Source organism: Aureisphaera sp. (assembly GCF_059726885.1).
In genome coordinates, this window is sequence record NZ_AP041051.1 from 2,161,688 (window position 1) to 2,182,401 (window position 20,714).

The 20,714-nt window shown below is 39.9% G+C and carries 20 protein-coding genes and 2 tRNA genes; 13 read left to right on the top strand and 9 right to left on the bottom strand.

Translation table 11 applies throughout. The features are described 5' to 3' along the window. Positions 1 to 7 precede the first annotated feature (7 nt). Complete coding sequence (locus tag AC6JAD_RS09310) at positions 8 to 730, bottom strand: queuosine precursor transporter (RefSeq protein WP_461305275.1); 723 nt, start codon at positions 728 to 730, stop codon at positions 8 to 10. A 123-nt stretch (positions 731 to 853) separates the two neighbouring features. Between AC6JAD_RS09310 and folK the strand changes: the two genes are divergently transcribed. Then, the gene (gene folK / locus AC6JAD_RS09315) at positions 854 to 1,939 is read left to right on the top strand and encodes a 2-amino-4-hydroxy-6-hydroxymethyldihydropteridine diphosphokinase (RefSeq protein ID WP_461305274.1); all 1,086 of its coding nucleotides are present in this window, start codon (positions 854 to 856) and stop codon (positions 1,937 to 1,939) included. On the opposite strand, the gene AC6JAD_RS09320 is transcribed toward folK, so the two are convergent. Further along, on the bottom strand, positions 1,919 to 2,473 hold the full coding sequence (locus AC6JAD_RS09320) for an RNA methyltransferase (RefSeq protein ID WP_461305273.1): 555 nt from the start codon (positions 2,471 to 2,473) through the stop codon (positions 1,919 to 1,921). The two genes, folK and AC6JAD_RS09320, sit on opposite strands and share 21 nt — an antisense overlap. Before the next feature lie 163 nt (positions 2,474 to 2,636). Between AC6JAD_RS09320 and mutS the strand changes: the two genes are divergently transcribed. From mutS to AC6JAD_RS09335, 3 genes are all read left to right on the top strand, one after another. Further along, complete coding sequence (mutS, locus tag AC6JAD_RS09325) at positions 2,637 to 5,252, top strand: DNA mismatch repair protein MutS (protein ID WP_461305272.1); 2,616 nt, start codon at positions 2,637 to 2,639, stop codon at positions 5,250 to 5,252. Positions 5,253 to 5,337: 85 nt separating this feature from the next. Continuing rightward, positions 5,338 to 5,410 (top strand) — tRNA-Gly (locus AC6JAD_RS09330). 11 nt (positions 5,411 to 5,421) lie between these two features. Next, a tRNA-Leu gene (locus tag AC6JAD_RS09335) sits at positions 5,422 to 5,505 on the top strand. Positions 5,506 to 5,734: 229 nt separating this feature from the next. Here the strand turns inward: AC6JAD_RS09335 and AC6JAD_RS09340 are convergent. After that, complete coding sequence (locus AC6JAD_RS09340) at positions 5,735 to 6,136, bottom strand: hypothetical protein (RefSeq protein WP_461305271.1); 402 nt, start codon at positions 6,134 to 6,136, stop codon at positions 5,735 to 5,737. A 67-nt stretch (positions 6,137 to 6,203) separates the two neighbouring features. Beyond that, a complete protein-coding gene (locus tag AC6JAD_RS09345; RefSeq protein WP_461305270.1) occupies positions 6,204 to 6,332 on the bottom strand; it encodes a hypothetical protein in 129 nt (42 codons plus the stop codon). A gap of 487 nt (positions 6,333 to 6,819) precedes the next feature. Here AC6JAD_RS09345 and AC6JAD_RS09350 point away from each other — a divergent pair, with 487 nt between their 5' ends. After that, entirely contained in the window at positions 6,820 to 7,557 is a 738-nt protein-coding gene (locus AC6JAD_RS09350; protein ID WP_461305269.1) for a LytR/AlgR family response regulator transcription factor, read from the top strand. Here AC6JAD_RS09350 and AC6JAD_RS09355 read toward each other — a convergent pair. Next, a complete protein-coding gene (locus AC6JAD_RS09355; protein WP_461305268.1) occupies positions 7,554 to 7,874 on the bottom strand; it encodes a hypothetical protein in 321 nt (106 codons plus the stop codon). The genes AC6JAD_RS09350 and AC6JAD_RS09355 overlap by 4 nt on opposite strands. Here AC6JAD_RS09355 and AC6JAD_RS09360 point away from each other — a divergent pair. From AC6JAD_RS09360 to AC6JAD_RS09380, 5 genes are all read left to right on the top strand, one after another. Beyond that, positions 7,873 to 8,226, top strand: a complete 354-nt coding sequence (locus AC6JAD_RS09360; protein WP_461305267.1) for a hypothetical protein — start codon at positions 7,873 to 7,875, stop codon at positions 8,224 to 8,226. The genes AC6JAD_RS09355 and AC6JAD_RS09360 overlap by 2 nt on opposite strands. Positions 8,227 to 8,309: 83 nt before the next feature. Then, positions 8,310 to 10,409, top strand: coding sequence for a tetratricopeptide repeat-containing sensor histidine kinase (locus AC6JAD_RS09365; RefSeq protein WP_461305266.1), 2,100 nt, complete (start codon positions 8,310 to 8,312; stop codon positions 10,407 to 10,409). Positions 10,410 to 10,505: 96 nt separating this feature from the next. Next, complete coding sequence (locus tag AC6JAD_RS09370) at positions 10,506 to 11,177, top strand: response regulator (protein ID WP_461305265.1); 672 nt, start codon at positions 10,506 to 10,508, stop codon at positions 11,175 to 11,177. Between the two features lie 536 nt (positions 11,178 to 11,713). Beyond that, positions 11,714 to 12,484 carry a LexA family transcriptional regulator gene (locus AC6JAD_RS09375; protein WP_461305264.1) on the top strand — a complete coding sequence of 257 codons (771 nt, stop codon included), beginning with the start codon at positions 11,714 to 11,716 and terminating at the stop codon, positions 12,482 to 12,484. Between the two features lies 1 nt (position 12,485). Further along, entirely contained in the window at positions 12,486 to 13,139 is a 654-nt protein-coding gene (locus tag AC6JAD_RS09380; protein ID WP_461305263.1) for a DUF2461 domain-containing protein, read from the top strand. On the opposite strand, the gene AC6JAD_RS09385 is transcribed toward AC6JAD_RS09380, so the two are convergent. Further along, positions 13,116 to 14,369, bottom strand: a complete 1,254-nt coding sequence (locus AC6JAD_RS09385; protein WP_461305262.1) for a 3-deoxy-D-manno-octulosonic acid transferase — start codon at positions 14,367 to 14,369, stop codon at positions 13,116 to 13,118. The genes AC6JAD_RS09380 and AC6JAD_RS09385 overlap by 24 nt on opposite strands. A 135-nt stretch (positions 14,370 to 14,504) precedes the next feature. Between AC6JAD_RS09385 and AC6JAD_RS09390 the strand changes: the two genes are divergently transcribed. From AC6JAD_RS09390 to AC6JAD_RS09400, 3 genes are read left to right on the top strand one after another with little or no spacing between them, the layout of a single operon-like run. Continuing rightward, positions 14,505 to 15,659, top strand: coding sequence for a DegT/DnrJ/EryC1/StrS family aminotransferase (locus tag AC6JAD_RS09390; RefSeq protein WP_461305261.1), 1,155 nt, complete (start codon positions 14,505 to 14,507; stop codon positions 15,657 to 15,659). 15 nt (positions 15,660 to 15,674) lie between these two features. Beyond that, positions 15,675 to 16,694 (top strand): UDP-glucose 4-epimerase GalE, encoded by a 1,020-nt coding sequence (gene galE / locus AC6JAD_RS09395; RefSeq protein WP_461305260.1) that lies wholly within the window; start codon positions 15,675 to 15,677, stop codon positions 16,692 to 16,694. Positions 16,695 to 16,754: 60 nt separating this feature from the next. Further along, on the top strand, positions 16,755 to 18,035 hold the full coding sequence (locus tag AC6JAD_RS09400; protein ID WP_461305259.1) for a metal-dependent hydrolase family protein: 1,281 nt from the start codon (positions 16,755 to 16,757) through the stop codon (positions 18,033 to 18,035). Here AC6JAD_RS09400 and AC6JAD_RS09405 read toward each other — a convergent pair. From AC6JAD_RS09405 to fabD, 3 genes are all read right to left on the bottom strand, one after another. After that, entirely contained in the window at positions 18,032 to 18,640 is a 609-nt protein-coding gene (locus tag AC6JAD_RS09405) for a helix-turn-helix domain-containing protein (protein WP_461305258.1), read from the bottom strand. The two genes, AC6JAD_RS09400 and AC6JAD_RS09405, sit on opposite strands and share 4 nt — an antisense overlap. A gap of 392 nt (positions 18,641 to 19,032) precedes the next feature. Then, complete coding sequence (locus AC6JAD_RS09410) at positions 19,033 to 19,641, bottom strand: helix-turn-helix domain-containing protein (RefSeq protein WP_461305257.1); 609 nt, start codon at positions 19,639 to 19,641, stop codon at positions 19,033 to 19,035. A gap of 122 nt (positions 19,642 to 19,763) precedes the next feature. Then, on the bottom strand, positions 19,764 to 20,648 hold the full coding sequence (fabD, locus tag AC6JAD_RS09415; protein ID WP_461305256.1) for an ACP S-malonyltransferase: 885 nt from the start codon (positions 20,646 to 20,648) through the stop codon (positions 19,764 to 19,766). Positions 20,649 to 20,714: the final 66 nt, after the last annotated feature.

Here is a 20,714-nt window from a genome sequence, read left to right on the forward strand (position 1 = left end):
TATTTCGTTAGGTATGTGTTGTTGTCTCAATTTCTTCGAATTGGAATTCTTCCGCATCTTTCAATCCCAATTTGGTGCGCAGGGCGAATACAGATGCGTACAAAAACGGCGTGTCAAAAGCGGCAACCAATACTTTAAAAAGGAAACCACTTAGCAACAAACTTCCAAAAAGGGCCCAATCAATTTCACCAAAGCTGCAGAGCAAAAACAATACCGTAAACGTATCTACAAACTGTGAGGTGAACGTTGAGAAATTGTTGCGAAGCCATAAATGCTTTCCTTTGGTTAAACGCTTCCAAAAATGAAATATTTGGATATCAATATATTGTGCTAAAAGATAGGCCATCATGGAAGCAAAAACCGCAATAACAGTGGCACCGAATACTTTGGTAAAAAGGGTGTCGCCAATTGGGCTCCAGTCGGTTGCAGGTACCGCATTGGCTACGTACACAATGATAAGCGAAAAGAACGAGGCAAATATTCCAGCAGTTACCACTTGGTTGGCTTTCTTTTTACCGTAGACTTCACTAATAATGTCCGTTATAAGAAAGGTAATTGGGTAAGGAAGTATGCCAACGGATATCTCGAATGTGTACAAACCAAAAAAGTCCCAGTAAAAGAACTTTTGGAAAATTAGGTTCGAGACCACCAAGGAGCAAATAAACAATGCTGCTAGAATTAGATAAATGCGTTGCGCTAATAACCTATTTTTAAGTGTCCCTGTTGTCAAAATTTTTGGTATTATTACAAAGTTAATGTGGCGTTCCCCGGATTGCGTTAATTTCGTCACAAATGTTAAAACTAGCACTTTATCAAGCCAACACAAAATACATATTTATCCCTTGGGAGCAATATGGGAAACCGCTTCGAACATCTGCAGGCAGCTGTTGATGGTATTTTTGAAGAGGTAGGCCATATTGTAAAGATTTCTTCGGTATATGAAACCCCAGCTCTGGGGTTCGATGGTAGTGATTTCTTGAACTGTGTGGTTTGGGTGCGAACTTCAATGCGTCCTAAAAAACTTCTTGATACGATCCTGGATATTGAGAAAAAGATAGGAAGGGAACGAAAAACTGAGGAAGGATATGCATCGCGACCAATAGATATAGACATTATTTCTATTGAAGATGAAGTGAAAGAAACGAAAAAACTTACTTTGCCGCATCCACATATACAAGATAGGAAATTTGTATTACAGCCATTGGCGGAAGTAAATGGTCAATGGGAGCATCCCGTCACCAAAACCAAGGTGATTAAGTTGCTGGCCAACACCAAAGATGAAAGTGTATTGTCCAAGCAGTCTAAATGGCTGCGCAATCCTAAAAAGGACTTTCCCGTCTCTCAGTTCAATTACTTGGCGATTGAGGGGAATATTGGAGCGGGAAAAACCAGTTTGGCGGGTATGATTGCCGAAGATTTCAATGCCAAGCTCATTTTGGAACGGTTTAAGGACAATGCCTTTTTACCCAAATTTTATAAGGATCAAAGTCGGTACGCTTTTCCGCTGGAAATGTCATTTTTGGCCGATCGATACCAGCAATTACTGGAAGATATTAAGCAATTCGATCTTTTCAAGGATTCGGTGGTGGCCGATTACGATGCGTATAAGTCGTTGATTTTTGCCAAAGTCACCTTGGCGGAGGAGGAATATGCACTTTATAAGAAGTTGTTTCATCTCATGCACAAAGAATTACCCAATCCCGATCTGTATGTCTATTTATACCAGAACACCGATCGCCTATTGGAAAACATTAAAAAAAGGGGGCGGAGTTACGAAAAGGACATTCCGGCAACCTACCTTCAGGAAATCAATGAGGGTTATTTTGAATTCATCAAAGGACTACCTCAGGAAAGGGTACGGGTAATTGATATTTCGGAATTGGATTTTGTAAAAAACAGAAAGGATTACCTCTCTATTTTAAGGCAGATCGTTTCCTGAAAAGCGCATCTTTTTAAATAGATCCCAAACCACGACACCACAACTTACGCTTATATTAAGCGAATGTTTTGTCCCATATTGGGGAATCTCGATAACCGCATCGCTTTTTGAAACCACTTCCTGCTGCACACCCTTCACCTCATTGCCAAAAATAATGGCATAGGTAGTATCGCTATTTAGTTCAAATTGTTCAAGGGAAACGGCATCTTCGGCTTGCTCAATAGAAGTTACGAAAACCCCTTGTTGCTGGAGCTCCAGAACTAGGTCCAAGGTAGATTTTCGATACTCCCACAGTACGCTTTCCGTGGCCCCTAAGGCTGTTTTTTGAATGTCCTTATGTGGGGGTTGGGCTGTGATGCCACAGAGATATATTTTTTGAACCAGAAAGGCATCTGCGGTACGAAATACCGATCCAATATTGTTAAGGCTGCGAATATTATCTAAGATGAGTATCAGTGGGGTTTTCTCTTGACTTTGAAATTCTTCCACAGAAATTCGCTCCAGTTCGCTATTCTTAATTTTCCGATGCTTCATACGGCAAAAATAACGCTTATATTGAAATTATGATTCTTGTGTAAACGGAACTGATTATTGCCGGAAATACTTTCTTGTTTTGTTAATAATATTCAATAACTTGAAGGGTTAAGCAAAGGAAAAAAAGGAGGCATTATTTATTTTTATACGCTCAATATTGAATATGGCCAAGAAGACCACACCTTTAATGCAGCAATACAATACCATCAAGGCAAAATATCCTGATGCCCTGTTGTTATTTCGCGTGGGCGATTTCTATGAAACCTTTGGTCAAGATGCCGTAAAGGCCGCTAAAATCCTCAATATTACTTTAACTGCTCGGAATAATGGAGGAGATCAAACAGAGCTGGCAGGATTCCCCCATCATTCACTGAACACATATCTGCCCAAATTGGTCATAGCCGGTTGCCGGGTAGCTATTTGTGATCAATTGGAAGATCCTAAGCAGACCAAAAAAATTGTCAAACGAGGGGTGACCGAACTAGTCACGCCTGGAGTAGCAATTAATGATGATATTTTACAGAGTAAATCCAATAATTTCTTGGCGGCCGTTCATGTGGGCAAGAGGTTATATGGAGTTTCGTTTTTAGATATTTCCACTGGAGAATTCCTTACTGCAGAAGGTTCTTTGGAGTACATTGAAAAATTACTTCAAAACTTCAGCCCAAGTGAAGTGTTGTTCAACAAACAAAAGCGCAAATGGGTAGATGAAACCTTTGGTGATCGCTACCATAAATTCTACTTGGAAGATTGGGTTTTTCAATCGGATTATACACTGGAAACACTACAGAAGCATTTTGACACCAGTGGCTTAAAAGGGTTTGGGGTAGCTCATTTGGAAGAGGGGATTATTTCTGCGGGTGCAGCATTGCACTATCTTTCAGAAACACAGCACAATAAGATTCAGCATATTACCAAAATTGCCCCTATTGCAGAAAATGACTATGTGTGGATGGACAGGTTTACCATTCGGAATTTAGAGTTATATCATTCCAATCAGCCGGGGGCAGTAACCCTGTTAGATGTCATCGATAAGACCATCTCTCCCATGGGTGGTCGCATGTTGAAACGATGGATGGCTCTTCCGTTAAAGAATTCCGAAAGGATTATCCAGCGTCATGAGGTGGTTAGTTTTCTTCTAGATCATCCGGAAGTACTGGAAAAGGCCCAGCAGTATATAAAACGAATGGGGGATTTGGAGCGGTTGGTTTCTAAAACCGCAACGGGCAAAATAAACCCAAGGGAGGTCGTTCATTTAAAGAACTCCCTAGAGGCAGTAGTGCCTATAAAATCGTTGGCTCAACAAAGCGATAATGGTTCGTTACAGGAGATAGGCAGGAGATTGGACGATTGTGAAGAATTACGAAGCAAGATCAAGGAAACCCTAAATGAAGAGGCTCCTGTGGCCATTGGAAAAGGAAACGCCATAGCCAATGGGGTTTCGGAGGAGTTAGATGAGCTTCGGGCCATCGCAACTGGAGGAAAGGACTATTTGGATGCCATGTTGCAACGCGAAAGCGAACGGACCGGCATTACTTCCTTGAAAATTGCTTCCAATAATGTATTCGGTTATTATATCGAGGTTCGAAATACCCATAAGGACAAAGTCCCCGAAGAATGGATACGGAAGCAGACCTTGGTAAGTGCAGAACGTTATATTACGGAGGAACTTAAGGAGTATGAGGCTAAAATACTGGGCGCGGAAGAGAAAATATTGATTCTAGAACAGCAGTTGTTCCAGGATTTATTGGAATACTTGCTTCAATTCATTGGGAGAATACAGCAAACGGCAACACTAATTGCTCAAGTTGACTGTTTGGCGTCTTTCGCCTCACAGGCAAAAACACGCGCATATACACGTCCGCTATTAGATGATAGTTTCGATTTGGATATAAAAGAAGGAAGGCATCCGGTGATAGAACAGCAATTGCCCCCAGACGCTCCCTTCATTGCCAACGATGTGTTTTTGGATCGGGATAATCAGCAGATTATTATGATCACAGGTCCCAACATGAGTGGTAAAAGTGCCATACTAAGGCAGACTGCATTGATCGTTTTGCTAGCGCAAATGGGAAGTTTCGTGCCTGCTGGTGCTGTGCGAATGGGTTGTGTAGATAAGATATTTACAAGGGTAGGAGCTAGCGATAATATCTCCATGGGTGAGTCTACATTTATGGTAGAAATGAACGAAACAGCTAGTATTCTTAATAATGTATCCGAAAGGAGCTTGGTGTTATTAGACGAAATTGGAAGGGGAACAAGCACGTATGATGGTATTTCCATTGCTTGGGCTATAAGTGAATACCTTCACGAGCATCCGTCTCGGGCAAAGACCCTTTTTGCTACCCATTACCATGAATTAAATGAAATGACCGAAACCTTCGACAGAATTAAAAACTACAATGTATCGGTAAAGGAAATGAAGGACAATGTTTTGTTCCTGCGCAAGTTGGTGCCCGGAGGTTCGCACCATAGCTTTGGAATCCACGTGGCAAAAATGGCTGGAATGCCCAAGACCGTATTGCAACGGGCCAATAAAGTGTTGAAACGCTTAGAGAAGAGTCATTCTTCGGAAGAGTTAAGCGATAAGATGAAAGGCATTGCCAAGGATGAAATGCAGTTGAGTTTCTTTAATTTAGATGATCCATTGTTGGAAGAAATCCGCGATGAAATTCTGGATACCGATATAGATACCCTAACACCCGTAGAAGCTTTAATGAAATTGAACGAAATAAAGCGAATGTTACAGCGGAATGCTTCGGTTAAATTCAAGAAATAATTTTGCCTAAAAATACTTTGCAATTGTAGCAAAAGTTTTAAATTTGCCTCCCGCTTCTTAGATGAAGCATGTTCTTAAAACATACGCGAAAATAGCTCAGTTGGTAGAGCGCCACCTTGCCAAGGTGGAGGTCGCGGGTTCGAATCCCGTTTTTCGCTCTAAGTCCTTTGCTGAAGTGGTGGAATTGGTAGACACGTTGGACTTAAAATCCAATGGGCATTAGCCCGTACGGGTTCAAGTCCCGTCTTCAGTACAAATTGGTAAAAGCCGAATCGCACGATTCGGCTTTTTTTGGTTTATAGGGTATTGAATGTAACATTCAATTCTTCTTCCATACCTACTATGTATGAAAATCCTTTTGTTGATTCTGGTTTTTGCTGCATTCGTTCTATGGGGATACTTATTTCCCGATGGGGTAAAGATCTTTGGGGTTTCGGCCCGGCGAATTTTTCGAAAAAAGGACTGGGAAGACTAATTTCTAGTTACAACTTATCACTAAAAATCTTGGTAATTTCATCGTCAACATCTTTTTTAAGAGGATCTACCTTTGCCGAACGCTTCTGTATGCGCACAGAAATATAAATTAGGAAGAACAAAATCGGCAACACTATTGGTAAGGAATACCAAAAGTCAAATTCATCTATATAATCGATATTGTGATTAACAGCGGCAGATAGTTGAAATAAGAACATGGTTAAGGGAACCAGTATGGCATATTTCCACCAATTCCTAGACGTAAGAAACCACATGGCGGTTAATAGCACAAAAATCACCTTGGTAAAAAGGGCATGAAAAAAAATGGCAACACTACGATATTTGCCAGATTGAATCGTTCCAAAAATAGTGTCCCATTCCTTTGAATCCGATGGGGCGAACTTATACAAATAAAACAAAAAGGGTGTTGCAACCAATATAATTGATATCAACACCCCTGATGTAAAGGCTTTTTTTCTATCCGTCCGCTCCGAGGTCGTATTCGGCTTTGTCGATTTGTTGTTCGTCACTTGTAATGGATTCAGGGGTACAGCTAACTGTTAGTACTAATCCTGCAATAGCTAAAATAAATAATAATTTTTTCATGGGGATGAAGATTTAATTGTTAAACACCCCGCAAAGCTATAGTGAACTTTGTAAATTTCTAATAGTTAGATTATTATATTTTAGCGTTAATTTTGTAGGTTATTTTCGTCCAAATGTAAATTAAATTCGATAAACAACCCAATTTCCTACAGAAAATTATAATGAAATTAAAAGAGACATCCCCAGCACAAAAGCATGTTTTACAGGCTATTCCTTCAGTTACCGGTCTAAATAGCCTTATGGATTTGTCTATTCATAGTCTTAAGGTAGCAATGCCGCAAACTGGATGGATTTCACATGCAATGGGTCGTTCTTTTAAATTCTGCGTGAAGGTACATTCTTTCTTCTCTTTAAAAAGGGTTTTCATTCCGTATTTCAAATACGGTAAAACCGTAAGAAAAACCTTCAAAGAAATCGTATTTTGCTCACTATTAAACACATCTAACCAATTATTGGGATTTAGCCCAATGGTTGAAAACCTGCCGATATGGAATATCCCTACATCATCATCGACAATGATCCCCAAGCTATCGAAGCCATCCAACTGTCTATGGAACAACAGCACAACTTTGCCTGTGTTGGTGTTACTAGCGATGAGGAAACAGGGCTTGATTTAATTTTAGAACGAAGACCTAGTATCGTTTTCCTGAATATTGAATTGCAAGGCAAAAGATCTGGTAAGATGTTGTTCAATTTAATGAATGAGTCCAAAAACTTCTTGGAAACCATACCCGAATTTGTGGCACTTGCCAAATCTTCGGAATATGCAATCGACGGGATACGGAACAATGTGTTGGACTACATTTTGAAGCCATTGGATCTAAGAACGCTAAGAAGGTGTTTGTTGCGTTTTCAAAAGAAAGCATCAGATCATTTAGTAAGTACCCTGTGTTTCAAATCCTATGGGGACTATAAGTTTATACAGGCTGAGGATGTGCTTTATCTAAAGGCTGACAACAATACTACAGATATTGTACTTGCAGGTGGTAAGGTAGTGCGGGCTTTTAAAACGCTTAAGTGTTTTCAGGATGCCCTTCCATCTAATTTCATGAGGATTCACAACAGTTATATTGTGAATATAGATCATATCTCCAGGATACATTTTGGCAAGTCAAAGTGTACTGTGAAAAACACTTCCGACTGGGTACCATTTTCGAAATCGTATCGAGGAAACGTTGAAATTATTCGAGACTCTTTATCTAATAGGAGTCTTATGATCGTTTAGCCCATTTTCTTCATATATCCATTTACTATTGTACGTTGTACAATTGCCCTTGTCTGAATGACATTCACAATATCGTGCAAATTATGTACGAAAAGTTCCCCTATCCCTGTTACTTTAGCACCGAAATTAGGCCCAATTAAAATCAAAAAAAGCTTTTTTGAATAACAATGTCCTTGCGCATTATTAGGACTTTCTAGGGATAAGTCTGCACGCGCCGCATGAGGATATTGAACTGAATCCCAATAATCTATTGACAAACTTAAATCACCCTTAAAGGGGTGTAGAAAACTATTTTCAATCCAAAAATAACAACTCATGAAAAATTTCAAATTCCTATCTACAATAATTGCCGCAACTCTTTTATTGGTAGCTTGTGAAGCAGAAGAACTAAACCTCGCTGATGATACCCCACAAAACGTAACCTACCAAGAAAATCCCGAAAACCCCAACCCTGATCCCATCCCAACCCCAACAGATGGTGAAGATGATATGCCCGGTCAAGACGGTAATTTAATACTGGATGACCAAACTTCGGATCAAGAGGACGAAACAGACGGTGAAGATGATATGCCCGGTCAAGATGGCGACTTTACCGATGGTGAGGACGATATGCCTGGTCAAGGAGGTAATTTCACCGATGGTGAAGACGATATGCCCGGACAAGGCTAATTGTAAATTTAGGCCTATAAAGAACCCCTGCATGGAATTTCCGTGTGGGGGTTTTTGTTTACAACTTAAATATGAATAGCTTTATGGTGAAAATACTCCTCTGCATGAACGGTCATACAACCCATATTCATTACCCTCTGGGGAAAAGCAAATGTATTGGCATATGCCTACTGCTTTTTGCATTGCTGCTATCGTGCGATTCCCAAAAACAGACTAAATCCGCCGAATTAGTTAAGTACGGCGAGGCCAATGCCGATAGCTCGTATGCTTATTTAAGAAAATCGGCAGACAAGGAGCTGGACAAGGCCAATGTAATTCGCTTAATATCCGAAGCCAAGGGCTATGCCAACAAAATAGAAAATGACTCCCTTAAGGTTAGGGCATACATCGATATAGGAATAGCTTGGTTTGGTAAAAACCTAGATTCCTTTTACGATACTTCCCAGGATTTAGACATGATTTCTAGGGATGTTGGGGATTCATTGGGAATCGCAAGGGCCTATTATAACTTCGGTAGTTACCATTTCAGAAAAGAGCAAATAGACAGCGCTTATCAGAATTACTTCTTTGCAGAACGGCTATTTGCAAGAACCAAGGATTACAAATGGGCAGGAAGGGCTGCCCTGTCTATGGCCATTATTCAAAAAAATATTAGGGACTACGCTGGCAGTGAAGCCAACTCAATTCGTGCAATTAACCACCTGGAGAAGGCAGGTGATAAGCAGTATCTAGCTTCTGCCAATAATAATTTAGGGCTTATTTCCAATGAAATGGGAAAATTCGAGGAAGCTATCGATTATCATACCATTGCCCTAGATAATCGAGAAGAGTTAAAAAATAATAGGTTGGTTATAGGTTCCCTAAACAATATTGGGCTGGTGCATGCGAAGAAAAAGGACTATGCCGAAGCTATTCACTACTACAATATGGCTTTGGCGTATGATACGGTGCTGGTCAGTCGTCCAAGGACCAAGGCCCGTCTATGGGATAATTTAGCAAGGGCCAAATCCCTAAAAGGGGATGAGGACGGATTGCCAGACCTCTTTTTTGATGCATTAAGAATGAGAGAGGCGGAAGGAGATGACTTTGGTGTGGTGACCAGTAATCTCCATTTGGCAGAATATTATTTGAATAAAGACACTATATCCAAGGCTCATAGCTATGCACTAACTGCCTTGGAGAAATCGAAACCACTTAAGTACAACAGGGGTGTTTTGGAAGCCCTGGATATGCTTGTTGAAACAGCGAATACTGAAGACGCTTTGGGCTTTGCCAAAGTTCAGATGAGTCTGATAGATAGCCTTCAAACGGCCGAAAGGGGATATCGTGAACAATTTGCCAGAATCCGTTATGAAACAGATAAAATTGAAAGTGAAAACATTAGGGTGACCCGTCAGAAGCGGCAACTTACCATTTTGTTGCTAGGGCTGGTTGCGGCCTTTTTCTTGGTGTATATATTTATTCAGCGTAGATCCAATAGGAAAGAACTTCAATTCAGGGAAGCCCAGCAAAAGGCAAATGAAGACATATATAATCTCATGTTGCATCAGCAAGAAAAACTGGAGGAAGGAAAACGAATGGAGAAGAATCGCATTTCGGAGGAATTGCACGACGGAGTACTGGGTCGTCTTTTCGGTACTAGACTTAATTTAGATAGTTTGAATGAAAGTCAGGATCAGGGAGTTATTGATATGAGGGCCGGGTACATAGATGAATTGAAAAACATTGAGGATGAAATACGGCGTATTTCCCATAACTTGAGCTCAAACGTTTTTGCAAGGGATATTTTCTTTATTGAAGTTATTGAGAATTTGATCGAGGACCAATCCAAAGTGGGCATGCAAAATGGACTCGCCTATCACTTTAATAATGACCCCGTCATAAACTGGGAAAAGATGCCGAATGCTATTAAGGTTCATCTGTATAGGATTATTCAGGAAGGACTTCAAAATATTAGAAAACACGCAAAGGCACAAAATGCTTGGATCGATTTTAAAAGGGAAGAAGGTCATTTGGCACTCTCAATTATTGATGATGGACAGGGCCTTGCTGCCGTTGATAGGGTTAAAAAAGGTATTGGGATGAAAAACATTTCTTCAAGGGTAAAACAGATAGGTGGAACCGTTAATTTTTCCAGCAAGAGTAGAAAAGGAACGTCAATATTGGTAAAAATTAAGATATAATCGTAAATTAGTACCAACGAACACCCCCTAATACATCAGCTTTTCCCCGCAGATAATTGTTTGTTAAACGCTTAGACGCATTAAAAGTTTTTTACAATGAAACGGAGGTTGAATGTTTTAATGGTAGATGATCATCCTATGATCATAGAGGGCTATAGGAATACCTTGTTGTCCAAATACCAAGATGTCTATTCCATTACGGTGGATATAGCCGCGGACTGCGATGAGGCCCAGGACCTAATTAAGAAGCGCGCCAAGACGAAGCCATATGATCTGGCAATGATCGATATTAAAGTGCCAGCATCAAAAGATGGAACGATAACTTCGGGTGTAGATGTTGCCATTTTACTAAAGCAACACCATCCTAAGGCATATGTAATGATTCTTACCATGCACAATGAGGGCAATAGGATTCATAATATACTTCAGAACATTAATCCAGAAGGATTTCTTATTAAAAGTGATTTGTCTTCAAGGGAATTTGCAAGGGCATTCGAGGATGTTGTCGATGGGAAAACCTATTACAGCGCCACGGTAAATAATCATTTTCGAAAGACGATTTCGAATAATTTCTCCTTAGATCAAAAAAATCTTCAGATTCTTTATCATATTTCTAGAGGGGTAAGAACCAAAAACCTAGGCAATTATATCAACCTATCCCTTAGTGCCATTGAAAAAAGGAAGAATTACATAAAGGAATTGTTCGATATGAAAGCCGCTAATGATGAACAATTAATTGAAGAAGCACGGAAGAGAGGCTTTGTCTAGTGTTTATAGGTGTTAAGGATTAAAAAGCATACAAAAATACGGTTTAGCCGTATTTTTTTTGTGATCTACCTAGAAGGATATGTTTCTTATTCTGAATAATTTTAGGCAAGTTTATTGAAATTCTGGAGTAAAAGTTGCAACTGTTAACTAAGTTTTTAGCGATATTGGTTAAACTTAAGATGTAAACTTTAACTAAAAGTAAAAAGATCCTGAAACATAAGATTAGGGGAAATCTTCTCAGGATCTTTTACTTTTTTTGACCTTGGTCACCAGAATTAAACTCAAGTTGTGTATTTATATAGTATTAGTTAATAATATACCTGCCAATTTTAAATAGGGATTTATTAAAAATTAAATTGGTAAGTGTAAGAAATTAGTTTTTCATATTTAAATAAATTTTAATTGTCCAAACCGTGTCTGTAAAAGGCACGGTTTTTTTGTTGCGCAGAGTAAACGATGGGCTATCTTTTTGATTTTCATTGGAATAATTCCTTTTTATTAGTTGGAATAATTCCAATAAAGTAATATATTTGAATATGGACAAAGATATATCTATTGAAGCCCAACGCTTTAAGAAAATCAGGGAAGAACAGCATCTCACACAGCAATCCTTTGCCGAACTTCTAGGTATTGGCGCCACAACGGCGGATATTGAAAGGGGAAAAACCAAAATATCCGGTAAGATCGTAATGGAACTCCTTAGAAGGTATCAAATTAATCCCTTGTGGTTGTTCGGTAAGAGCTATCAGAAAACAGTGGATATTGACGGAGGGGACGTGAGTCCAAAGGTTTTAACGCTAGATAAGGATGGAAACGATTCCATCGTTTTAGTAAACCAGAAGGCTGCTGCAGGATATCCCCATAATGTGCAGGATGTTGATTGGTTTCAAACACTTCCTACATTCGATATTCCACTTCCTCAATACCGCAATGCTACCTATCGTGGGTTTCAGGTGGAAGGGGATAGTATGTTGCCTAATATTCGCCCAAACGATTGGGTATTGGGCAAGGCAGTTGCCAGTATCTCAGAAGCTAACGACAGTAGAATATATATAGTAGTCCTGCATGATTCGGTGTTGGTGAAGAAATTGCAAAAAGTTCCATCCACACCCGGAAAAGTTAGATTGATCTCCCTTAATACCGCTTATTTGCCGATAGACGTCGATGTCAAGGATATCCAAGAACTTTGGCAGGTAAATAGCAAACTATCCTTTGGTATAGAAGAACCTTCAGATAGCTTGTTACTTCAACAGTTACAGCACTCTATGGATGAATTGAAGAAACAGGTTAACAATCTGCAAGCATAGTATGGGCTTTAAACAATTGTTTGATTTCCTGAAACGACTTCAAGGGAATAATTCGAAAGAATGGATGGATGAACACCGAAAGGAATATCACACTGTCCGTGATTTTTTTATTTCATGGTTAGATGACCTGAACGCTCAATTAGCAACTGTAGATGATGCTTATTTTGATACCCCAGGGAAAAAAGCCATCAATCGAATAAATAACAATCTCATGTTTTTCCCCAATAAACCTGTGTACAAGGATCATTTTGCTGCAGGCCTGGATCAGGTAAGTAAACAAGGGGATTTTTATATAGAGCTTGGTGTAGACGAGTGCTTTATGGGCGGAGGTTATTGGCACCCTTCCTCAAAATTGCTAAGGAGCATACGCGAAGCGATCGATTATAACGGAGAAGAACTAAAAGATATACTGAATAAAAGAGGTTTTAGAAAAATGTTTGGGGGCATGGTGCCCGCTGATACTTTGGTGAAAGCGCCTAAAGGGTTTCAAGAAGATCATCCACACATCGATTTACTGAAAATGAAATCTTTTGCAGCCGGTTGTTACGTAACACATGAAGAGGTGATGGCTCCCGATTTTGATAAAAAAGTAATTGAAGTATATAAAGAGCTATTGCCTTTTAGGAGATATCTAAACGAGGCGGTTACCGTATAACTTAGATATATGTGCCATTATAATTCGTGTGGCTCCTGTATTGCTATTCACGAAATGTCCGCAGATCATTCCGGTTGTATTTCTAAAATCCTTATGGGCAATCAACTTGTCTAAAACTCTTTTACATTCAGTTTCGCTTGAAATTGAGAAGAGGCCAGCCAATTGTTGCAACTTTTTGGCTTCAGGGAAATCATCGAAGTTCTTTCCAATAATGATAGGAATTCCAAATGTTGCAGGTTCTAAAATATTATGCAGTCCAGTAGTCCCCATAGCCCCACCAACATAGGCTATATCTGCATAGCTATAGGTTTTGGAAAGCAATCCAATGGTGTCTAATATAAGCACGGAATACGAGTTCAGTTCCTTGTCTTCCCTTTCAGAATAGAGTACGGAAGGCTTCGTAAGCCTCTTTTTGAAGGCGTCAATTTTGGAAGGTTCGATTTTGTGGGGAGCCAAGACAAATTTGATGGAAGACTCCTTTGAATTAATGGAGGACAATAATGCTTCTTCGTCCTCTGGCCAGGTGCTTCCACATACCACGCAGAGACTATCACCTTTAAAGGCTTCCATAAAATCTAATGTATTGTCCTGCTCAATCTGATGGGAAACACGATCAAACCTAGTATCGCCACTTAATGTCACGGCATCTATATTCAAACTCCTTAGAAGTTCTTCAGAGTTTCGATCCTGGACAAAGAAATGATCAAAGGACAGTAAGGCCTTTCTCATGAATGCTCCATGAGACTTAAAAAACACTTGTTTTTTTGCAAACAGACCCGAAACCAAGAGCGTTGGGATTTGCCGTTCCTTCAATTCAAAAAGGTAGTTAGGCCAAATTTCGTATTTCACGAACAGGGCTAGCACGGGTTGCGTAATGGATAAGAATTGCCGAGCGTTTTTCTGGGTATCGAACGGAAGATACACCACGGTATCTGCCAAGGACGTGTTCTTTTTTATTTCGTAGCCAGAGGGCGAAAAAAAGGTTACCAAAATTTTACAATCTGGGAATGAAAGCCTCAAGGCCTCAATAATCGGTACGCCCTGTTCAAACTCACCAAGCGAAGCACAATGAAGCCAAATGGTTTTATCGTTTGGTTTAATTTGGGAAGAAAGGGTGGGAAAAGTATTTTTTCGACCTTGAACAAATAGTTTCAGTTTTTTGCTGAAACCCTGTGCAATCTGTAAATGTGCATACGTGATTTTGGAAAGGAGATTGTAAAGCGTCCTCATAAGGCTAAAATAGTTGTTATTTACCAATTAACCTTTAGGAACCCCTTAGGATTTTGAGTTGTAAATTCTGTGCAAGATTTCCTGATACAGATGACAATTTTCGTAATTTTACCAAGAACTTATTCAAAGATATCCATGCGCAAAATACAAATGGTCGACCTCAAGGGTCAATATGAACACATAAAAGAACGTGTGAATCAATCGGTTTTGGATGTAATAGAATCCACAGCTTTTGTAAATGGGCCAGAGGTGCATCAATTTCAGAAAGAACTTGAAGAATACCTTGGCGTTAAGCACGTGATTCCATGTGCCAATGGGACCGATGCCTTGCAGGTTGCAATGATGGGTTTAGGGCTAAAACCTGGTGATGAGGTTATTACGGCAGATTTCACTTTTGCAGCTACCGTAGAAGTTATCGCCTTATTGGGGCTAACACCGGTTTTGGTAGATGTAGATCCCGTAACCTTTAATATTGATATAGATGCCATTAGAAGGGCAATAACACCTAAGACCAAAGCTATTGTACCTGTTCATCTTTTCGGACTGGTGGCTCCTATGGATGAGATCATGGAACTGGCCAATGAAAATAACCTATATGTAATAGAGGATAATGCGCAGGCCATTGGAGCAAGTTATACAGGGAGGGATGGATCAAAGCAAAAGGCTGGAGCTATTGGGCATGTAGCCTCCACTTCATTTTTCCCATCGAAGAACCTAGGATGCTATGGTGATGGAGGGGCCATATTTACAAACGATGATGACCTAGCTCATACCATCCGAGGTATTGTGAATCATGGAATGTATGTACGATATCATCATGACGTAGTTGGGGTAAATTCCCGTTTGGACTCAATACAAGCTACGGTTCTTAGGGCCAAACTGCCAAACTTAGATCAATACAATGCAGCACGACGCGATGCCGCACGAAAATATTCCAAGGCTTTTAATGGTATTGACGCGATAGTAATACCAAAAGGTAGCTGTGGTGACGAAAGCTTTGTATGCGATCAATGCGATTGTCATGTGTTCCATCAATATACACTTCGAGTGGTGAATACCGACAGGGATGCATTGGTGCAGCATTTACAGGGAAAAGGAATTCCATGTGGCGTGTATTATCCAATTCCACTGCATAGTCAAAAGGCATACCAAGATGAACGTTACAATGAAGAGGACTTTACCGTTACAAATCAATTGGTAAAGGAAGTGATTTCCTTACCCATGCATACCGAACTGGATGATGAGCAGATTGAATATATCACGCAAGCCGTTATTGAATTTGTATCCTAATTTCAACCCATTTTTATGAATAGAATTCTTGTTACTGGAGGTTTAGGGTATATAGGTTCCCATACCGTTGTTGCCCTACAACAAGAGGGTTTCGATGTAGTTGTTATTGATAACCTGTCCAATTCTGAAGTTTCTGTACTCGATGGAATCGAAAGTACTACTGGAAACCGGCCCGTCTTTGAACAAATAGACTTACGGATTAAGGAAGAAGTTGAAGCTTTTTTTGAAAGAACACCTATTGATGGGATCATTCATTTTGCAGCTAGTAAAGCTGTAGGGGAAAGTGTGGAGAATCCACTATTGTATTATGAGAACAATGTACATTCTTTGGTTTACCTGCTACAACAATGCAGAAAACGAAACATAGCTAATTTCATCTTTAGTTCGTCATGTACGGTCTATGGGGAACCGGATTCACTGCCAATTACGGAAGCCGCTCCCATAAAAGAAGCTATTTCACCTTATGGCAATACCAAGCAAATTTGTGAGGAAATATTAAAAGATACCTGTAGTGCAGATAGCAATCTACAGTCCATAAGTCTTCGTTATTTCAATCCTATTGGGGCACATGATTCAGCTGCCATAGGGGAGTTGCCCAAAGGAACCCCACAAAATTTGGTTCCTTTTATCACTCAGACTGCTGCAGGACTTCGGAAGGAATTATCGGTATTTGGCAACGATTATCCTACTCCAGATGGTAGCTGCATCCGCGATTATATTCATGTAGTTGATCTCGCCGAGGCCCATGTAGTTGCATTGCAACGATTGCTGGCTAAAGACAATAGTGCTAACTACGAAATTTTCAATTTGGGGACAGGACGTGGAAGTTCAGTTTTAGAAGTGGTACAAGCTTTTGAAGCGGTAACAGGAGAAAAACTGAATTATAAAATCGTGAATAGGCGCCCGGGAGACGTTATCTCCGTGTACGCGGATACCAAAAAGGCAAATGAAGTGCTCGGGTGGAAGACAAAGAAAACCATGGAAGAAGCATTGGCCTCGGCTTGGCTATGGGAAAAGAAGGTAAGGGCATTGTAGAGTTCAAATGCTTGAACTTGCATTCCTGATTCGCAATTAGAATTAATTAAAATAAATCATATGAAATCTTTAGGGTTATTACTATTGGGTCTGTTCATGAGTTTCACTGTGCAAGCACAAGATATCTATTTGCATTGCGGAAAGATTGTCGATACCGAAAACGGAAAAGTACTTCAGGAAAAAACAATTGTGGTGTCCGGAGATAAGATTATGAGAGTAGACAATGGGTATGTAGCACCATCAAATACAAATGCGATGGTCATCGATTTGAAGGATAAGACCGTATTGCCCGGACTTATCGATATGCATGTTCATATTGAAGGTGAAACCAGTCCAACACGTTATTTGGATGTGTTTACCAAGAATGATTCCGATGTGGCCTTCGATGCGGCCAATATTGCCAAAAGAACTTTAATGGCAGGTTTTACTACAGTTAGGGACCTTGGTGGTTCGGGCGTGAATGTTTCCTTGCGAAATGCTATAGCAAAGGGTAAAATTCCCGGCCCTAGGTTATTTACGGCAGAAAAAGCCATTGGAACAACGGGCGGCCATGCCGATCCAACCAATGGAAGAAAAAAAGAGTTGATGGGAGACCCGGGACCAGCCCAGGGTGTCATTAATAGTCCTGCCGATGCCCGTAAAGCGGTGCGCCAACGGTATAAAAACGGTGCCGATTGGATCAAGATTACAGCTACTGGTGGTGTTTTGAGTGTTGCCAAGAGTGGTCAGAACCCCCAATTTACGCAGGAAGAGGTAAATGAAATCGTGAAAACCGCTAAAGAGTACGGAATGAAGGTTGCAGCCCATGCCCACGGCATTGAAGGCATGCAACGGGCCATTAGAGCAGGAGTGACTACCATAGAGCATGGATCTTTAATGGATAAAGAAACAGCCGCTTTAATGAAAGAGTACAATACTTACTTGGTTCCTACTATTTCAGCAGGAAAGTACGTAGCGGAAAAAGCTAGGATACCAGGGTATTACCCAGAGATTATTGTCCCAAAAGCATTGGAAATAGGTTCTAAGATTCAAAACATGTACAGCATGGCTTATAAGGAAGGCGTAAATATCGCCTTTGGAACCGATGCCGGGGTATTTCCCCATGGTGAGAATGGCAAGGAATTCGGATATATGGTAGAAGCAGGGATGCCAGCTATGAAAACACTGCAAGCCGCTACTATTACCAATGCACAACTTTTGGATATGGAAGGTAGTCTTGGTGTTCTAAAAGAAGGCTACCTAGCGGATATAGTTGCCGTTAATGATGATCCTACCCAAAATATCTCAACAATGGAAAATGTAGTCTTTGTCATGAAAGAAGGCGTTATTTACAAAAATTAACCCTCCCTTAGTTGCCTTAGATATTCGGAGGGATACAAACCATAATTCTTGAAGAATGCCTTCGAAAAGCATTCGGTGCTTTTGAATCCTATTTCTTGCCCGATAGCCTTAACCGTATATTTTCTGTACAATGAGTTATTGGAAAGCTCATTGTAAATATGGTCTACCCTTAGCTGATTGATGTAATTCGAAAAGTTCTTTCCTTTTTCAGAATTAATCACTTTCGATAAGTAGTTGTAATTGGTACCAAATCTTTTCGCAAGCTGTTGCAAGGAAATATCTGGAGATAAGAAGTCTTTGTTATTTTCAAAAACGGTTAGTTTTTCAATAATTCTTTCAGAAGTTTTTCTTGGAACACTCATTTTGGTTTTTTCTGGTATTAAAAGATCTTCACCTAATTGTTCCGATAGCCAATTAAGTCGTTTCTTAAGTTGTGCTTGCTTTTTCTTGTGGTATTCGTACAAATATGAAGTCGCCTTCAGTTGAGCCGACAACAAGGATAAGTTGCCTGCTTCCGAACCATTTCTTGTAGCGGGAGTCCCAATGCTTTTCCCATTTGTGGTCGACGTGACGTCTGGATAATTTGAATTGAAGTGTAATGACATAATTTTTCCCTTTCTATAAATTTGTGCGCATATTGGCTCCTTCTGAAGACCAATAGTTGCTTGATTTCAGTTCAAATTGCTCATTATTCTTGAAAAAAGAAATAGGAAACTTATAAGCGTTGTCGATTACTTCAAATTCGTAGCAATCCACTTAATAAACGAAAATTCCGAATTCCGTTATTCACGTGAACAAGCAATAATGGAGGGAGAAAAATGTAATAGTAAAGCAGTTTCCAGATACGTTGGAGGGTCGGAAATTGTATCCAGTCTACCTTAGTACGAAGATAGGGCCTTTATCATCAATTAACAAATATGATTTTGTCGACCCTATCCTAAATTGCATACATTTATAGGACTTACAACTATTTCGTAAGGAATACAATATTCACTTTCTAGACAGCTAGACTTTTCAGAAATACAGATGGGTAGAGGTTGTACTTTTCCCGGAATTTTTTTGAAAAACTTTCGGCACTTCTAAAACCATTGTCATAGGCAATAGCTTCTATGGTGTACTTTCTCTTTTGAGGGTTTTCCAGAAGATCTTTGTGTGCATGTTCTATTCTGAGATCATTCACATAGTTTTTAAAGGATTTACCTTTAATGTGATTAATGATTTTTGATAGATAACTGCTGTTCGTACCCAATTCCTTGGAAAGCGAACTTAAGTTTACTTCCTGACTAAGAAACATCTTTTGACTTTCGAAAGAATGGATTTTTAGAATAACTGTTTCCAATATTTCCTTCGAAATTCCAAGACTATTGTAATCCACTTCATTTATCTTTGAAGGTTCATGATCAATTTTCTTTTTAAGACGTTCACTTAGTTTTTTGTAGTGCTCTTGTCGCGCTTCGTGAAAGTGGTACAGCTTTAATGAAAATTGCGCAATGATGGTAAAGAACATTCTTTTAGGTGAAAAAATCTGACCCACTTCTGAAACATTACCTGCTTCTACATATGGAAGTGATCTTTTTTCGATGGAAGTAATTGACAGTTTGTCCATAGCGTTAAATTTGAATCTAACTTATGAGCAAAATGTTAAAATTTGGGCAAATCCGATAAAGGTTTACCTTACTCAAATTGTGGTTTTCGAGTAAACAATCATCAGGAAATGTGAAAATTTAGCTAAGAAATGGAAGCTTTTTCGGTATGCAAACTTCGATCCACTTTCTTTACCAGCCCTTGTAAAACGTTACCTGGTCCCACTTCGATAAATTCGTCGGCACCGTCGGCAATCATATTCTGGATACTCTGTGTCCATTTCACCGGAGCTGTTAATTGAAATATTAAATTTTTCTTAATTTCTGTAGGGTCGGTAACGGCTTTTGTGCTTACATTTTGGTAAATAGGGCATGCAGGATCTGTAAATTGAGTATTCTCTATTGCTGCTGCTAACTCCTCCCTAGCGGGTTCCATAAGGGGACTATGAAAGGCGCCACCTACTGGTAATAGTAATGCTCTTCGTGCTCCAGCCTCCTTTAGCGCTTCGCATGCCTGGTTCACTGCGTCGATTTCTCCAGAAATAACCAACTGTCCAGGGCAGTTGTAATTTGCAGCTACGACAATCCCTTCTGTATCCATACACACTTTTTCCACCACTTCGTCATCCAAGCCCAATACAGCAGCCATGGTTGAAGGCTTAAGTTCACAAGCTTTTTGCATGGCTTGAGCTCTCTGGGATACCAATTTCAATCCGTCTGTAAAGGCCAATGTTCTATTGGCAACAAGGGCAGAAAGTTCTCCTAAGGAGTGCCCAGCCACCATATCTGGGGTAAAGCGATCTCCCATTACTTCAGCAAGGATGGTTGAATGAAGAAAAATTGCAGGCTGAGTCACTTTGGTCTGTTTCAGTTCATCTGCACTTCCTTCGAACATGATTTTGGTAATGTCGAATCCGAGTACCTCATTCGCATGGTGAAATAAACTTCTGGCTTTTTCGGAGGCATCGTAAAGATCTTGACCCATTCCCGTGAATTGTGCCCCTTGTCCGGGGAAAAGATATGCTTTCATAATCCTTGGATTTCGATTGGTTTTGATGGCAAAAATACGACTTTAAATATTTACTTAAAGTCCATT

Excerpts from the sequence above, each read along its gene's own strand:
- AC6JAD_RS09380 (WP_461305263.1), top strand. The coding sequence starts at position 12,486 with ATGGGCTTTAAACAATTGTTTGATTTCCTGAAACGACTTCAAGGGAAT.
- AC6JAD_RS09385 (WP_461305262.1), bottom strand. The coding sequence starts at position 14,369 with ATGAGGACGCTTTACAATCTCCTTTCCAAAATCACGTATGCACATTTA.
- AC6JAD_RS09405 (WP_461305258.1), bottom strand. The coding sequence starts at position 18,640 with ATGTCATTACACTTCAATTCAAATTATCCAGACGTCACGTCGACCACA.
- AC6JAD_RS09390 (WP_461305261.1), top strand. The coding sequence starts at position 14,505 with ATGCGCAAAATACAAATGGTCGACCTCAAGGGTCAATATGAACACATA.
- AC6JAD_RS09320 (WP_461305273.1), bottom strand. The coding sequence starts at position 2,473 with ATGAAGCATCGGAAAATTAAGAATAGCGAACTGGAGCGAATTTCTGTG.
- AC6JAD_RS09345 (WP_461305270.1), bottom strand. The coding sequence starts at position 6,332 with ATGAAAAAATTATTATTTATTTTAGCTATTGCAGGATTAGTACTAACA.
- AC6JAD_RS09360 (WP_461305267.1), top strand. The coding sequence starts at position 7,873 with ATGAAAAATTTCAAATTCCTATCTACAATAATTGCCGCAACTCTTTTA.
- AC6JAD_RS09400 (WP_461305259.1), top strand. The coding sequence starts at position 16,755 with ATGAAATCTTTAGGGTTATTACTATTGGGTCTGTTCATGAGTTTCACT.
- mutS (WP_461305272.1), top strand. The coding sequence starts at position 2,637 with ATGGCCAAGAAGACCACACCTTTAATGCAGCAATACAATACCATCAAG.
- folK (WP_461305274.1), top strand. The coding sequence starts at position 854 with ATGGGAAACCGCTTCGAACATCTGCAGGCAGCTGTTGATGGTATTTTT.
- AC6JAD_RS09375 (WP_461305264.1), top strand. The coding sequence starts at position 11,714 with ATGGACAAAGATATATCTATTGAAGCCCAACGCTTTAAGAAAATCAGG.
- fabD (WP_461305256.1), bottom strand. The coding sequence starts at position 20,648 with ATGAAAGCATATCTTTTCCCCGGACAAGGGGCACAATTCACGGGAATG.
- AC6JAD_RS09365 (WP_461305266.1), top strand. The coding sequence starts at position 8,310 with ATGGTGAAAATACTCCTCTGCATGAACGGTCATACAACCCATATTCAT.
- AC6JAD_RS09355 (WP_461305268.1), bottom strand. The coding sequence starts at position 7,874 with ATGAGTTGTTATTTTTGGATTGAAAATAGTTTTCTACACCCCTTTAAG.
- AC6JAD_RS09410 (WP_461305257.1), bottom strand. The coding sequence starts at position 19,641 with ATGGACAAACTGTCAATTACTTCCATCGAAAAAAGATCACTTCCATAT.
- AC6JAD_RS09370 (WP_461305265.1), top strand. The coding sequence starts at position 10,506 with ATGAAACGGAGGTTGAATGTTTTAATGGTAGATGATCATCCTATGATC.
- galE (WP_461305260.1), top strand. The coding sequence starts at position 15,675 with ATGAATAGAATTCTTGTTACTGGAGGTTTAGGGTATATAGGTTCCCAT.
- AC6JAD_RS09350 (WP_461305269.1), top strand. The coding sequence starts at position 6,820 with ATGGAATATCCCTACATCATCATCGACAATGATCCCCAAGCTATCGAA.